Origin of the sequence: Methylobacterium sp. J-068, from assembly GCF_022829445.1 — a bacterium.
In the GTDB taxonomy this organism is placed as follows: Bacteria; Pseudomonadota; Alphaproteobacteria; order Rhizobiales; family Beijerinckiaceae; genus Methylobacterium.
In genome coordinates this window covers 1-14,148 of the sequence record NZ_JAKSXY010000063.1, presented here as the reverse complement: position 1 = coordinate 14,148, position 14,148 = coordinate 1, and the positions used below count along the sequence as shown (strand labels likewise).

Sequence of the window (14,148 nt, the reverse complement as noted above, 5' to 3'; positions counted from 1 at the left end):
CATGCCCGACCTGAAGCCGATCCTCCTCGTGGAGGACAACCCGAACGACATCGAGCTGACGCTCGCCGCCCTGGAGAAGAGCCAACTCGCCAATCAGATCGTGATCTGCCGGGACGGCGCGGAGGCCCTCGACTTCCTGTACCGGCGCGGTCAGCACGAGGGCCGCGACGCCCGAGACCCGGCCGTGGTGCTCCTGGACCTGAAGCTGCCCAAGGTCGACGGTCTGGAAGTGCTCGCCAAGGTGAAGGGCGACATCCGCACGCGGGCGATCCCCGTGGTGATGCTCACCTCCTCGCGGGAGGAGACCGACCTCGTGCGTTCCTACGACCTCGGGGTGAACGCTTTCGTGGTCAAGCCCGTTGGGTTCACGGAATTCTTCGAGGCGATCCAGGATCTCGGGGTCTTCTGGGCGGTGCTGAACGAACCGCCGCCGCACCGTGGGGGAGAATGGCCATCGAACAGTTGAAGGACGCCGAGACGGAGCCTGGTCTGGCGGAGGGGTACGGTTCGGAGCCGCTGCGGATCCTGCTCCTGGAGGACAGCGATCTCGACACCGAACTGCTCGGCGGGGTGCTCGACGACCTGGGGCACCCCTACGATCTCGACCGGGTGATGACCCAGGCCGATTTCACCCGCGCGGCGGCGGCGCGTGCCCACCACCTGATCCTGGCCGATTACGTCCTGCCGACCTTTGACGGTCTCAGCGCCCTCGCCATCGCCCGGGTGCAATGCCCCGGCACCCCGTTCGTCTTCGTCTCCGGCACCCTCGGCGAGGACGTGGCGGTGGAGGCCCTCAAGCGCGGCGCCACCGATTACGTCACCAAGCAGCGGCTCGACCGCCTGCCCCGCACCATCATGCGCGCACTCTCCGAGGCCCGGGCGCGGGCCGAGCGCGAGCGTGCCCTGCAGGATCTGCGCGAATTGAACGAGACCCTGGAGGCGCGGGTCGAGGCGCGCACCCGCGAACTCGCCGCCGCCAACACCGAACTGCATCGCCAGATCGTCGAGCGCGAGCGCGTCGAGGAAGCCCTGCGGCAGGCCCAGCGCCTGGAGGCGGTGGGCCAACTCACCAGCGGCGTTGCGCACGACTTCAACAACCTCCTCACGGTGATCTCGGGCAACATCGAGTTCCTGGGGCGCGCCGTGGCCGACGAGCGCTCGAAAAACCGCCTCGCCATGATGCGGGGCGCGGCCGACCGGGGCGCGCGCCTGACCGCGCAACTCCTCGCCTTCTCACGGCGCCAGCGGCTGGAACCGACACCGGTCGAGCTGAACCAGACCGTCGCCTCGATGCGCGACCTGCTGCAGAGTTCCATCGGCGGCGCAGTCCGGATCGAGATGACGCTTCAGGGCGATCTCTGGTCGGCGCTCGTCGACGCGACGCAGATCGAGCTCGTGATCCTCAACCTCGCGATCAACGCCCGCGACGCGATGGCGGTGGGCGGATGCCTGACCATCGAGACCGCCAACGTCACGCTGACGCAGCCGCCCGCCCGCGTGGAGGAGCCGAGCCCCGGCGCCTACGTGATGGTGGCGGTGAGCGACACCGGGACCGGAATCCCGCCCGACGTCCTGGCGCGGGTCTTCGAACCCTTCTTCACCACGAAGGCGGTCGACAAGGGCTCCGGCCTCGGGCTCGCGCAGGTCTACGGCTTCGCCAAACAATCGGGCGGCGGCGTCCGCATCGACACGCGGGTCGGCGAGGGCACGTCCGTCCGGGTCTACCTGCCGCGCGCCGAGGCCGGCCCTCGCGCCGAGCCGGTCGCGCCGCAGGCGGTCGACTGCGCTGCTCGACGTGAGTCGGACGACAGGCCCGTCATTCTCGTGGTGGACGACGACAGCGCCGTGCGCGAGGTCACCACGACGATCCTGTCGGAGACCGGGTACGCCGTCCGGGAGGCCGGGTCCGGCCTCGCGGCGCTGCAGGCCCTGGAGCTCGATCCGTGCGTCGACCTCATCCTGCTCGACTTCGCCATGCCGGGCATGAACGGCGCCGAGGTGGAGGGCGAGATCCGGCGCCGCTGGCCGCACCTGGCGGTGATGTTCGCCACCGGCTACGCCGACACCACCGTCCTGATGCGGGGCGGCGAGGTCGGGACGGATCGGATCGTGCAGAAGCCGTTCCGGGGCGGCGAACTGGAGCGCAAGGTCGCGGCGGCGCTGGCCGATCCACCCGTTCAGGGCCTGCGACTCGTGGCGAGCCGCGCCGGCCGGCGAGACTGAGACCGGCTCGGGCTGCGCGGACACGGGGTGACGGCGGTGGGCCCGACACCGAAGCGATCGACCGGCACCGGTCCTTACGCGTCGGCCGCCAGCACCGCGCGCGCGCTGGTCCAGGGCCTTGCGCCGTAGCGGTCGTTGTCGAGGGGATCGAGCTTGCCGAGGCCGCTCGCCATGTCGCGCAGGTACTGCATGCCCTGCCAGGCCGGGAACACCGCGTCGCTCGACGGCGTCAGGCGGCGCACGATCCGGATGGCGAGCCCGAGGCGGCCGAGACCGCCCGCGCGCCAGAGTCCGTGGGTCTCTCCGGTGACGTCGCTCATGATGGACGCGAGGTCACGCGGCGTCACGACATCCCCGGCGATGCGCAGGATGCGCGGCGCCTGCCGGTCGAGGGCGGCGGCCGCGGTGTAGCGCGCGACGTCTTCCTTGGTGGTGACGTCGAGGGGCTGGTCGGCCGAGCCCCAGTAGAGGATCTTGCGCGGCCGTTTCAGGACGATCGGCGCCGCGCCGGTGAGGAGCTCGGCGAAGGCACCGTTCAGGATCGAGGTCGCGCGGATCGGCGTCCGGTCGATCCGCGCCATGAAGGCTCGGCGCAGGTCGAGATTACGGTTGTCGCCCGGCCGGGTCTTCGTGAAGTCGAGGGAGAAATCGGAGGGGATGAAGCGCGGCACGCCGGCCGCCACGGCCGCGTCGAGGAGCTGGCCCTGGACGCCGAGGATCACGGGTTCGAGGCCGTTCAACGCCGAGACCACGCAGGCCGCGCCGCCGCAGGCCGCCGACAGCCCCGTTGCGTCCGAGTAATCGACGGGCACGCGCGTCAGGCCCGGGATCTCCGGCGCGTGGCGCGGACTCATCCCGCTCGTCCGGCGCACCAGCGCCCGCACCTCCGCGCCCTCGGCGATGAGGGCCCGGGCGATGCGGCCGCCGAGATCGCCGCCGATGCCGGCGAGGACGACGGTCGGTTTTGCTGGTGCGTGATGATCCATGAGGTTCGTTCTGTCCCGCCCGCCGTCGTGACCGGGACAGGGCCCGGCCCGGTGTCAACACCGCCGGCCGGCATCGGTGCCGGGCCGGTTCGCAGCCATCCTCAATCGTCCGGGTCATCCCAGTCGAGCGACCTTTTCACGGCCCGGCCCCAGGCGGCGGTGATGCGCCGGCGCTCGCCCGCATCCATGTTCGGCTCCCAGCGCCGGTCGACGCCCCAGTTCCGCACGAGGTCGTCGGTGCCGCGCCAGTAGCCGGTGGCGAGGCCGGCCGCGTAGGCGGCCCCGAGGGCCGTGGTTTCCGCCACGCGCGGGCGCACCACCGGAACGTCGAGGATGTCCGCCTGGAACTGCATCAGGGTGGCGTTGGCGACCATGCCGCCGTCGGTGCGCAGCTCCCGCACCGGAATGCCGGAATCCGCCCCCATCGCCTCCAGCACCTCGCGCGTCTGGAAGGCGGTGGCCTCCAGGCAGGCGCGGGCGATGTGGCCGCGATTCGCATAGCGGGTCAGGCCGATGATCAGCCCGCGCGCGCCCTCGTTCCAGTGCGGCGCGTAGAGCCCCGAGAAGGCGGGCACGAAGTAGACGCCGCCATTGTCCGCCACCGTCGCGGCGAGGCGCTCCACCTCTGCGCTGTCCTGGATCATGTGCAGGTTGTCGCGCAGCCACTGCACCAGGGCGCCCGTGATGGCGATCGAGCCTTCCAGCGCGTAGACCGCCGGCTGCTCGCCGAGCTTGTAGGCCAGCGTCGTCACGAGGCCGCAGGTGGAGGGGACCGGGCTTGTGCCGGTATTCATCAGGGCGAAGCAGCCGGTGCCATAGGTGTTCTTGGCCTCGCCCGGCTGGAAGCAGGTCTGGCCGAACAGCGCCGCCTGCTGATCGCCGAGGATGCCGGCGATCGGCACGCCCGCGAAGGGCGACCGCGTCTCGCCGTAGACCTGCGAGGATGAGGCGATGGCGGGTAGCATCGCGCGCGGGATGCGATAGGCGGCGAGCAGGCCCGCATCCCAGTCGAGGCTGTCGAGGGCCATCAGCTGCGTGCGGCTGGCATTGGTCACGTCGGTGATGTGCAGGCCGCCCTCGGGCCCGCCCGTGAGGTTCCAGACGAGCCAGGTGTCGACCGTGCCGAACAGGACGTCGCCGGCCTCCGCCCCCGCGCGGGCGCCCGCGACGTGGTCGAGGAGCCAGCGCAGCTTCAGCCCGAAGAAGTAGCTCGCCAGCGGAAGGCCGGTGAGCGCGCGGAAGCGGTCGCGTCCGCCCGCGCGAGCGAACTCGGCCACGAGCCGGTCGGTGCGGGTGTCCTGCCAGACCAGGGCGTTGTGCAGCGGCGCGCCGGTCCGCCGGTCCCAGATCACCGTCGTCTCGCGCTGGTTGGTGATGCCGATGGAGAGCAGGTCGGAGGGGCCGAGCCCCGCCGCGTCGAGGGCCTCCCGCATCACCGCCCGGACGTTGGCCCAGATCTCCGCCGGATCGTGCTCGACGAGCCCGGGCGCGGGGTAGATCTGCGCGTGCTCCCGCTGCCGGGAGGCGACGATGCGCCCGTCCCGATCGAACACGATGAAGCGGCTGCTCGTGGTGCCCTGGTCGATGGCGCCGACATAGCGGGTCATGGCGGATGCCTCCTGGATGCTTCGTGTTCGGCCCGGCCTCAGGCGGGCGCCGTCGAGTCCGCGCCGGACGTTGCGTGGCGCGCGAGGTAGGCCTCCAGCCGTGCCACGCCGTCGGGCGAGGTGCGCAGGCCGAGCTTGGAGCGGCGCCACAGGACGTCGTCGGCCGTGCGTGCCCACTCGGCGCGCACGAGGTGGTCCACCTCCGCCGCCGTGAGGCCGCCCTCGAAGCGCTCCCCGAGATCCGCGAGGCACCGCGCCGCGCCGACGATGCCGTGGGCTTGCGTGCCGTAGGCCCGGGCGAGCCGGTCCGCGGTCTCGGCCGGCAGGAAGGGGACCGCGTGGGCGAAGGCCGCCCGGAAGGCCTCGAAATCGGCATTCGCCATGTCGCCGCCGGGCAGCGTCGCACCTCCGGTCCAGGCCGGGCCGAGATCCGGGAAGGACGGGGCGAGGCGCGCCAGCGCGTGTTCGGCGAGGCGCCGGTAGGTGGTGATCTTGCCGCCGAACACCGAGAGGGCGGGGGCTTGCCCGGCGGGCGCATCGAGGTCGAGCACGTAGTCGCGGGTCACCGCCGAGGCTTCGGTGGCGGCGTCGTTGTAAAGGGGGCGCACGCCGGAATAGCTCCACACCACGTCGCCGGGGCCGATGCGGGTCGCGAAGCTGCGATTGATCGCGTCGCAGAGGTAGCGCGTCTCCTCCGTCGAGATCGTCACCGCGCCGGGCGGCCCTTCATGGGGCACGTCGGTGGTGCCGATCAGGGTGAAGGCGCGCTCGAAGGGGATCGCGAAGACGATGCGCTGATCGGGCTGCTGCAGGATGTAGGCGTGCTCGCCCGGATAGAGCGCCTTCACGACGATGTGGCTGCCCTTGATCAGCCGCACGGCCGCGCGGCTGTCGATGCCGAGGGTGACGCCCAGGGTCTCGCCGACCCAGGGGCCGGCGGCGTTGACGATGGCGCGCGCCCGCACCTCCCACCTGCGCCCCGTCACGCCATCCCGCAGGCCGGCGCTCCAGGCGCCCGCGCTCCGGTGGGCCAACTCGACGCCGGTGCGGGTGCGGATCACGGCGCCGCGCGCGTGCGCATCCATGGCATTCAGCACCACGAGGCGGCTGTCCTCGACCCAGCAATCCGAATAGACGAAGCCCTTCGTCAGGTGGGCCTGAAGCGGTGCGCCGAGGGCCGAGCGGCGCAGGTCGACCCCCGATGAGCCGGGCAGCGTCCGCAGGCGCGCCAGGTGATCGTACAGGAACAGGCCGAGGCGCAGCAGCCAGGCGGGGCGCAGGCCCGTATCGTGGGGCAGCACGAAGCGCAGGGGCCAGATGATGTGCGGCGCCATGCGCAGCAGGCGCTCGCGCTCGGCGAGGGCCTCACGGACCAGGCGGAACGCGTATTGCTCGAGGTAGCGCAGGCCGCCATGGATCAGCTTGGTGCTGGAGGAAGAGGTGAACTCGGCCAGATCCCCCCGCTCGCAGAGCAGGACGCGCAGGCCGCGACCCGCCGCATCCCGGGCGATGCCGGTCCCGTTGATACCCCCGCCGATGACGAGCAGGTCGTAATCGGCGGTGGATGGGTCGGCGTTCGCAACTGTCGTCATGGCTCCCTCGCGCCGCGTTCCAGCAGGGGGAAAGGATAGCGCGGGAAGCCCCGTCGGGGAGAGCGCCTCCCGCATCGCGTGGGCGCTGGCGACAGCCGAGGACCACAACGACTTTGCATGCCGCACGGGAAGGCCGAAGTGAAATCGGTAGGACCGAATGCCTCATGACGGAATGGAGACTGCCATGTCAGGTTGAATTCCCGAGAGCCCTGTCGCTTTGAAGAAAATCAGGACCGTCCGACACGAGGTTTTGACGCGAGATATCGAAGTAATCCCCAGGTCGCTTTGCGTCCGGTTGACCTTTCCGTTGAACGCGCTAAACGAGAATCGTATGTTGGCTGCGCGTCTCAAAGCTGGCGGCCCCATCGTCTGGACGATGAGCTAAGTAATTTGCATCATGTTCGGTCGCGCGTTCAAACAATAAATATTTCAATAGTAAATCGGAAGATCTTGCCTTTGTCGCCCGCCGGTTCAGCTGGAAATTCAAAACTCAGGGCTGGATCTTGATTCCGTTCTATCGACCGGCCGTGTCCGCTCACGCCCAGGCGGATGTGAGCCGCGCCCTCGCGGCGGGCGCGTTGCAGGGCGGCGGGGCCTTTACCGAGCGTTGCCACGCGCAGCTTCGCGAGGCCGTTCCGGGTAGCCGGCCGTTCCTGACGACGTCCTGTACCGACGCCCTGGAAATGGCCACGCTGATCATCGGCCTGAACCCCGGTGACGAGGTCGTCATGCCGTCCTGGACCTTCTCGTCCACGGCGAACGCCGTGGCCTTGCGCGGCGCGGTGCCGGTCTTCGTCGATATCCGGGAAGACACGCTCAACATCGATCCGGTGCAGGCCGCCGCCGCGGTGACTCCGCGCACGCGCGCCCTGGTGTGCGTGCATTATGCCGGTGTCGGCTGCGACATGGACACGTTGGTCGGGTTGTGCCGCGATCGGAACATCACGCTGATCGAGGATGCCGCCCAGGCCTTCGGCGCGACCTGGAACGGCGCGCCGCTCGGAGGCTTCGGCGATTTCGGAGCGTTCAGCTTCCACGCATCCAAGAACGTGAGCTGCGGCGAGGGGGGAGCCTTGCACGTGAACCGGGCGGATCTCGTCCAACGGGCCGATCTCGTCTGGCACAAGGGCACGGACAGGTCCCGGTTCGACCGCGGTGAAGTCCAGCGCTACGAGTGGTGTGCGCTCGGATCGTCCTTCACGCCGTCCGAAGCGACCGCCGCACTCCTGTCCGCGCAACTGGCGGAGGCCGCCGCGATCAACCGGGCGCGTCGATGCGCCTGGGCCTATTACGCCGAGCTTCTCGAAGGGGCCGGTTCGACGGCGCACCTGCGCCTGCCGCACATTCCCGTGGAGGCAGGCCACAACGGTCACATCTTCGCAATCCGGACCTTGGATCAGGACGCCTGCGAAAGGACGCTCGAGGCGTTCCGGTCGCATGGAATCGACGCGCGAACGCATTATCGCCCGCTCCATTCGTCCCCCGCCGGGCGGCATTATGGACGAAGCCGGGGCCGGCTTCCGGTGACGGACGCCGTGACCGGAACCCTCATCCGTCTCCCGCTCGACGCGGCGATCACCCGTACGGAGCAGGAATACGTCGTCGAGATTCTCCTGGGGGCCTCGCGCAGCGCCGACCGGCGCGCCCGCGCAAGCGCACAGGGATCGTCCCGAGCCTGACCGGTCGATCGGCGGCATGAGATCGAACAATTCTCGTGCGTTTTGATCGATCCCGGACGGGGCCCGCTCCTGGACGTCCAGGCCAATCTTCGGGAAACCGTCGGGACGGGTTTTTCGACGTCCGGGGATGCTTTTGAAAGCGTGTGCAACCGAGCCGCGCGGGTATTCCATGCAATGCCGGGTCACCGCGTTTCCGGACGGAACCGTGGTTTGTCAAAACCATTCCATGGGGAAGTCGAGAGGCTCCCGTTCCGGCTACCGGAAGTTCCGGGTCGCGATCTTGATCGCCGAGGTGGAGGAAGGCGCCGCCGGGAGGGAAGGTGCGCCACGGTCCGCACGCTCGGAGAGAGCCGGTTCCCTCTGATCCCGTCCTCCGTTGCGTGCCGCGTCGCCGCGGCCCTTCGGCGGCGGGAGCGCGGCGTCCCCCTCCGTCCGGTCGCCGACCCGACGCAACAGGGCGGTCAGGTCGACGAGGCCGTCCACGAGGACGTGGACGACGAGGCCCTGGCGCTGCACCCGGCCCCGCACCCCCACCATCCCGGCGGTCAGGATCAGGCGCCTGTACCGTTCGAACACGGGCGGCCAAACGATGAGGTTGGCGATGCCGGTCTCGTCCTCCAGCGTGATGAACATCGTGCCGTTGGCCGAGCCCGGCTTCTGCCGCATCAGTACCAGACCCGCCAGCCCCAGCGCCCGCCCGGTGGTCGCGGCGTCGAGCACCTGGCACGGCCGGTAGCCTTGGGCAGCGAGATCGCCGCGCAGGAAGGCGAGCGGGTGCGCGCGCAGGCTCAGGCCGGTGGCGTGGTAGTCCTCCACGACCTCGCGTCCCGCGCTCATCGGCACCAGATCGACCGCGGGCTCGACGCGCTCGGGTCGCGGCTGCCCCTCCCGCGCGTCGGCCGCCGCGAACAGGTCGAGCGGCCGGTCGGCAAGGCCGCGAATGGCCCAGAGCGCCGCGCGCCGGTCGAGGCCGAGCGACAGGAAGGCGTCGGCCCCGGCCAGCGCGCGTAGGGCGCCGGCCGCCACGCCGGCGCGCCGCCACACGTCCTCGACCGAGGCGTAGCCGACCGGCGGCCGCGCCCCGATCAGCCGTGCGGCATCGCGTTCCGCCAGGCCGCGGGCCATGCGCAGGCCTTCGCGCACGGCCAGCAAGGGTCCCTGCGACGCCTCCAGGGTGCAGTCCCAGGCCGAGGCGTTGACATCCACCGGCCGGACCTCGACGCCGTGCCCCTCCGCATCCCGGACGAGCTGCGCCGGCGCGTAGAAGCCCATCGGCTGCGCGTTCAGGATCGCGCACAGGAACACGTCCGGGTGCCGGCACTTCAGCCAGGACGATGCGTAGGCGATCAGGGCGAACGAGGCGGCGTGGCTTTCCGGGAACCCGTAGCTCCCGAAGCCTTCGAGCTGCCTGAAGGTGCGCTCGGCGAACTCGGGGGCGTAGCCGTTGCCGACCATGCCCCGGATCAGCTTGTCCCGGAACGGGGACACCCCGCCCGTGGACTTGAAGGTCGCCATCGCCCGGCGCAGCCGGTCGGCCTCGTCCGGCGTGAAGCTCGCCGCCACGATGGCCACCTGCATCGCCTGCTCCTGGAACAGCGGCACGCCGAGCGTCTTCTCCAGCACGCGGCGCAGCGCCTCGGTCGGATAGGCCACCCGTTCGCGGCCCTCCCGCCGGCGCAGATACGGGTGGACCATGTCGCCCTGGATCGGGCCGGGACGGACGATGGCGACCTGGATGACGAGGTCGTAGAAGGTGGTCGGCTTCATCCGCGGCAGCATCGCCATCTGCGCGCGGCTCTCGATCTGGAACGTGCCGACCGTATCGGCGCGCCGGATCATCGCGTAGGTGGCGGGATCCTCGGCGGGAATCGTCGCGAGCCCGGTCGGGGCACCGGGGCGGTGGGCGGCGAGCAGGTCGAAGGCGCGGCGCAGGCAGCCGAGCATCCCGAGCCCGAGCACGTCCACCTTCATGAATCTCAGGGTCTCGATATCGGTCTTGTCCCACTCGATGGTCTGCCGGTCGGCCATCGTCGCCGGGATCACCGGGCATAGCTCGTCGAGGCGGTGCAGCGTCAGCACGAAACCGCCGGGATGCTGGCCGAGATGGCGGGGCGTGTCGATGAGCTGGCGCGCGAGGTCGAGCGTCATCCGCAGGCGCCGGTCGTCGGGGTTGAGGCCGAGGCTCGCCACCTCCCGCTCGCCGACGCCGTCCCTCGACATGCCCCAGACGAGGCCGGCGAGCGCGCCGGTGACGTCCTCGGGCACGCCCAGCGCCTTGCCGACCTCGCGCACGGCGCCGCGCGTGCCGTATCGGATCACGGTGGCGCAGAGCGCGGCGCGGTGGCGCCCGTAGGTCTCGTAGACCCACTGGATCACCTCCTCGCGGCGCTCGTGCTCGAAGTCGACGTCGATGTCGGGCGGCTCGCCGCGGTTCTCCGAGATGAACCGTTCGAACAGCAGGCCTTGCCGCACGGGGTCGATCGAGGTGATGCCGAGCACGAAGCACACGGCGGAGTTCGCGGCCGAGCCCCGGCCCTGGCACAGGATGCCCCGCGTCCGCGCGAACCGGACGATGCTATCGACGGTCAGGAAGTACGGCGCGTAGCCGAGGCGCTCGATCAGCGTGAGCTCGTGCCGGATCTGGGCCGGAACCTTGTCGGGGAGCCCGGCCGGGTAGCGCTCGGCCGCGCCTGCCCAGGTCAGCGCCTCAAGGCGGTCCTGCGCCGAGGTGCCGTCCTCGGCCGCTTCCGTCGGGTAGCTGTAGGTCAGCTCGTCGAGGGAGAAGGTGCAACGCGCGAATATCTCGCCGGTGCGCGCGACCGCGTCGGGGTGGCGCGCCATCAGGCGCTCGGCCTCGGGCGGCGCGACGAGATGGCGGCCGGCATGGCGCTCGCGGGCATGGCCGAGCCGGTCGACGGTCGTGCCGAGGCGGATCGCCGTGACCACGTCCTGCAGCACCCGCCGGTCGGGCACGTGGTAGAGGACGTCGCCGATGGCCACGGTCGGGACCCGGGCGTCCCGCGCCAACGCGGCGACCGCGTCCAGCCGCAGGGCGTCGTCGGGCCGATAGCGTCGCGTCAGGGCGCAGTAGGCCCGATCGCCGAAGCTCCGCTTCACCCGTGCGAGGTCGTCGGCGAGGGCCGCGTCGGGCCGGTCGGCGAGGAGAACCGCGACGATCCCGTCCGCCCACGCGCCGACATCCTCCCAGTGCAGCCGGCAGCCACCCTTCTCCGCCCGGCCCTTGCCGAGGGTGAGGAGGCGGCACAGGCGGCCGTAAGCCGCCCGATCGGTGGGATAGACCAGGAGCGAGGGGCCGCCGGGCTCCGTCAGGTCGAGCCGGCAACCGACCACCAGCCGCAGGCCCGTGGCCCTGGCGGCGTCGTGGGCCTGGACGATGCCGGCCAGCGAGTTGCGGTCGGCGATCCCGAGCGCCGCGTGTCCGAGGAGGGCGGCCGTCGCGAACAGCTCACGCGGCGAGGAGGCGCCGCGCATGAAGGAATAGTGCGTCGTGACCTGGAGCTCGACGTAGCCCATCACGCCTCGCCGACGCCATGCAGCCACCAGCGTCCGCCCTCGAGCGCCGGGGCGTCCCGGAACAGCCAGAACCGGTCGCCGGCCGTCGTCTCGACGCGGTAGTAGTCGCGCACGAGCCCGCCTTCCGCGTCCGAGACCCACCACTCGCCGTGGACCCGCTCCGGACCGTCGGCGCGCGCGACGCGCAACCGGGAGCGGCGCCAGACGAACAGCGCCGGCGGGTGGTCGGGTGCGAGCGCGACGACCATCACGGATTCCGGCGGCCGGAGCAGGCGGACGGGCCGCGGCAGGCCGGCGGGCCAGTCCGCATCCGGCACTGCCGCGAGGGGCCCGACGCGGCGCACGGACCGTTCCGGCAGCCCACTCGCGACGGGAGCGATGCGGAACACCCGCCGCGTACCGAGCCGGACCGTCAGGCGGTCGACAAGTTCGGCGAGGTCGGCGTCCGCTCCCTCGCCCACAAGGTCGCCGAGCGGTGCCTGGGTCGCGTCGAACCACTCCACCGCCGATGCGGCGAGCACCGCCTCGTCGATGCCGAAGCCCGGATCGACCAGCGCCAGCCGCTCGACGAACAGGCGCAGGAGATGGCGCACGGCTCGCGTCGGCTGGGCGGTCGCCACCCGTACCCCTTGGCTCACGCCGTCCACGCGGCGGAACAGCAGGTCGAGGCGGCGCACCCCGACCCCTTGCCGCTCCAGCACCGCGCAGAGATCGGACAGCAGCCGCTCCGTCACGCGCACGAGGGTCTCCGGCGCGCCGATCGGCTCGGCGAAGGCCAGCCGGACGCGCGGCACCTTCGGCGAGGCGAGGTAGGCCAGCGGCTCGGGGGTGCGGCCCAGCGCCTGGTCGAAGCGCAGCACCGCCTCCTCGCCGAAGCGCAGGCGCAGGGGCGCGCGGGGCTTGGCCGCGAGCTGGCCCACGCGCTCGATCCCGAGCTGCACCAGCCCGGCGACGGTCTCGCGGGAGAGACGAAGGCTCCGCACCGGCAGCTCGGCGATGGAGGCCGCCTGGGCTCCCGACGCGATCACGGGCTCACGCGGGGCGAAGCGCGCCACCGCCCAGGCCGCGCCCGGCGTGTCGGCGACGGCGGCCCTCGCCGAGAGCGCCCGCCGCGCCAGCCCGGCGACGAGGTCCTCGATCAGGCGCGCCTCCCCCTGGAACAGGTGGGCGGCCCCGGCGACCTCGATCCAGAGGCCGTCCGGCAGGTCGAGGGCGACGAGGGGCGAATAGCGGCGCAGGCACCACGCGCCGAGATCCTGCAGCGCATCGGCGGCAGCCTCCGGATCCGCCTCGACCACCGTCAGGTCGGGGACCGCCGCCTGTGCATGGGCCACCGTCATGCCGGGCCGCAGGTTGAGGCGCCGCGCCGCGCGGTCCACGGCGACGAGCACGCGTCGCGGGCCGTCGCTGGCCGCGACGACGAGCGGGCTATCCCATGCCGGCGCGCGGGATGCGTTCCGGCGCCGCCACAGGTCGGTCGACCAGGTCGGAAGGTACACGGAGACGACCCGTCGCATCAGGCGCGTCCAGGATCCAGGAGCGGGGGGCGTCCGCGCCGCGGGCACGGGTGAGTTCGACGAGCCAGCGGGCCCGGGGCAGGCCCGGCATCGGCGGCCCGGCGCCGGGCTGGGGCGACACCCGCCAACGGGTCAGGGCCACGGTCGGGTCGCCCTCGCCGGCCCCGCGCTCCGCGCCGGTCCGCCACCGCCTGATGACGAGCGCCATGACGCCGGTTCGCTCGGCCGCGAGCTGCATGCGCCGGGAGGCGGTCAGCCCGAGGCGCGAGACCTCGCCCACCACGGCGGCGAGGCCGCGGGTGCGCAGGCCCTCCTCCATCGCGGGCAGCGCCTCGGCATCGTTGCCTGTCTCGGCGAACACGATCCGACCGGGCATCAGGCCGACGCCGACGAGGGAAGGGGCGAACAGGTCACCACCGCGCAGGCACCACAGCACGGGACCGGGAAGGCGGGCAAGGATGCCGGCGGTGAACAGGCAAGCGAGTGCGCCATGCTCGGCGGCCGCGCCGGTCTCGGCCACTTCATGGAGCGCGCCGCACCGCAGGCCGCCGTTCGGCAGGTGCGCGTCGAGGGCGGGTACGCCGAACGGGAGCGCCGACCGCTGCCGGACCCGGTCGCGCACCGCGTCGTTGAGTTGTCGGCGCAGATCGGCGAGCCGGTCGTCGTGTCCGTTCGCGGCCTGCGGCATGACCAATTTCTCTTTCGCGGCGGGTTCTGTTCCTATTTTGTTCTTATGCTTGGCTGTGTCAACGCACGGCATGGGTTGTGGACAGGCGCTCGACAAACCCATGGTCCGTAAAGGCAATCGCACGAAATAGGCCTGTGGATAGAGCGATCCCGGTACGTCGAGCCCCGAAATTTCTGATCCATCATACGGCCTCCGGTAGATTAGGTCGGACAGCTGACGAGACGGAGCGCGGGTCCCCTCTCCTGGAAGGAGAGGGACAGGGTGAGGTGCGTGACCTCTCCGGAGATGGACTACACCTCACCCCAACCCTCTCCTTCCAGGA

At 71.3% G+C, this 14,148-nt stretch carries 10 protein-coding genes; 3 read left to right on the top strand and 7 right to left on the bottom strand.

Annotated elements, in window-relative coordinates:
- Position 1 precedes the first annotated feature (1 nt).
- Together MKK54_RS08530 and MKK54_RS08525 are read left to right on the top strand one after the other, a co-directional pair.
- Positions 2-466, top strand: coding sequence for a response regulator (locus MKK54_RS08530; RefSeq protein WP_244010368.1), 465 nt, complete (start codon positions 2-4; stop codon positions 464-466).
- Positions 448-2,223 carry a hybrid sensor histidine kinase/response regulator gene (locus MKK54_RS08525; RefSeq protein ID WP_244010367.1) on the top strand — a complete coding sequence of 592 codons (1,776 nt, stop codon included), beginning with the start codon at positions 448-450 and terminating at the stop codon, positions 2,221-2,223. Before MKK54_RS08530 ends, MKK54_RS08525 begins: the two co-directional genes overlap by 19 nt.
- Positions 2,224-2,297: 74 nt before the next feature.
- On the opposite strand, the gene MKK54_RS08520 is transcribed toward MKK54_RS08525, so the two are convergent.
- From MKK54_RS08520 to MKK54_RS24650, 4 genes are all read right to left on the bottom strand, one after another.
- On the bottom strand, positions 2,298-3,209 hold the full coding sequence (locus MKK54_RS08520; RefSeq protein ID WP_244010366.1) for an NmrA family NAD(P)-binding protein: 912 nt from the start codon (positions 3,207-3,209) through the stop codon (positions 2,298-2,300).
- Between the two features lie 101 nt (positions 3,210-3,310).
- Entirely contained in the window at positions 3,311-4,816 is a 1,506-nt protein-coding gene (gene glpK, locus MKK54_RS08515) for a glycerol kinase GlpK (protein ID WP_244010365.1), read from the bottom strand.
- A gap of 38 nt (positions 4,817-4,854) precedes the next feature.
- Positions 4,855-6,408, bottom strand: a complete 1,554-nt coding sequence (gene glpD / locus MKK54_RS08510; RefSeq protein ID WP_244010364.1) for a glycerol-3-phosphate dehydrogenase — start codon at positions 6,406-6,408, stop codon at positions 4,855-4,857.
- 413 nt (positions 6,409-6,821) lie between these two features.
- The gene (locus MKK54_RS24650; RefSeq protein WP_244010478.1) at positions 6,822-7,022 is read right to left on the bottom strand and encodes a hypothetical protein; all 201 of its coding nucleotides are present in this window, start codon (positions 7,020-7,022) and stop codon (positions 6,822-6,824) included.
- Here MKK54_RS24650 and rffA point away from each other — a divergent pair.
- The gene (gene rffA, locus MKK54_RS08500; protein ID WP_313898380.1) at positions 6,936-8,087 is read left to right on the top strand and encodes a dTDP-4-amino-4,6-dideoxygalactose transaminase; all 1,152 of its coding nucleotides are present in this window, start codon (positions 6,936-6,938) and stop codon (positions 8,085-8,087) included. The two genes, MKK54_RS24650 and rffA, sit on opposite strands and share 87 nt — an antisense overlap.
- A gap of 255 nt (positions 8,088-8,342) precedes the next feature.
- Here rffA and MKK54_RS08495 read toward each other — a convergent pair whose 3' ends face one another.
- Genes MKK54_RS08495 through MKK54_RS08485 form a run of 3 tightly spaced genes read right to left on the bottom strand, consistent with a single transcriptional unit; the run spans position 8,343 to position 13,826 of the window.
- Complete coding sequence (locus MKK54_RS08495) at positions 8,343-11,621, bottom strand: error-prone DNA polymerase (protein WP_244010363.1); 3,279 nt, start codon at positions 11,619-11,621, stop codon at positions 8,343-8,345.
- The gene (locus tag MKK54_RS08490) at positions 11,621-13,138 is read right to left on the bottom strand and encodes a DNA polymerase Y family protein (protein WP_244010362.1); all 1,518 of its coding nucleotides are present in this window, start codon (positions 13,136-13,138) and stop codon (positions 11,621-11,623) included. The genes MKK54_RS08495 and MKK54_RS08490 overlap by 1 nt, the downstream gene beginning before the upstream one ends.
- The gene (locus MKK54_RS08485; protein WP_244010361.1) at positions 13,050-13,826 is read right to left on the bottom strand and encodes an ImuA family protein; all 777 of its coding nucleotides are present in this window, start codon (positions 13,824-13,826) and stop codon (positions 13,050-13,052) included. Before MKK54_RS08485 ends, MKK54_RS08490 begins: the two co-directional genes overlap by 89 nt.
- Positions 13,827-14,148: the final 322 nt, after the last annotated feature.

Excerpts from the sequence above, each read along its gene's own strand:
- MKK54_RS08530 (WP_244010368.1), top strand. The coding sequence starts at position 2 with ATGCCCGACCTGAAGCCGATCCTCCTCGTGGAGGACAACCCGAACGAC.
- MKK54_RS08520 (WP_244010366.1), bottom strand. The coding sequence starts at position 3,209 with ATGGATCATCACGCACCAGCAAAACCGACCGTCGTCCTCGCCGGCATC.
- MKK54_RS08490 (WP_244010362.1), bottom strand. The coding sequence starts at position 13,138 with ATGCGACGGGTCGTCTCCGTGTACCTTCCGACCTGGTCGACCGACCTG.
- glpD (WP_244010364.1), bottom strand. The coding sequence starts at position 6,408 with ATGACGACAGTTGCGAACGCCGACCCATCCACCGCCGATTACGACCTG.
- MKK54_RS08495 (WP_244010363.1), bottom strand. The coding sequence starts at position 11,621 with ATGGGCTACGTCGAGCTCCAGGTCACGACGCACTATTCCTTCATGCGC.
- MKK54_RS08525 (WP_244010367.1), top strand. The coding sequence starts at position 448 with ATGGCCATCGAACAGTTGAAGGACGCCGAGACGGAGCCTGGTCTGGCG.
- MKK54_RS08485 (WP_244010361.1), bottom strand. The coding sequence starts at position 13,826 with ATGCCGCAGGCCGCGAACGGACACGACGACCGGCTCGCCGATCTGCGC.
- glpK (WP_244010365.1), bottom strand. The coding sequence starts at position 4,816 with ATGACCCGCTATGTCGGCGCCATCGACCAGGGCACCACGAGCAGCCGC.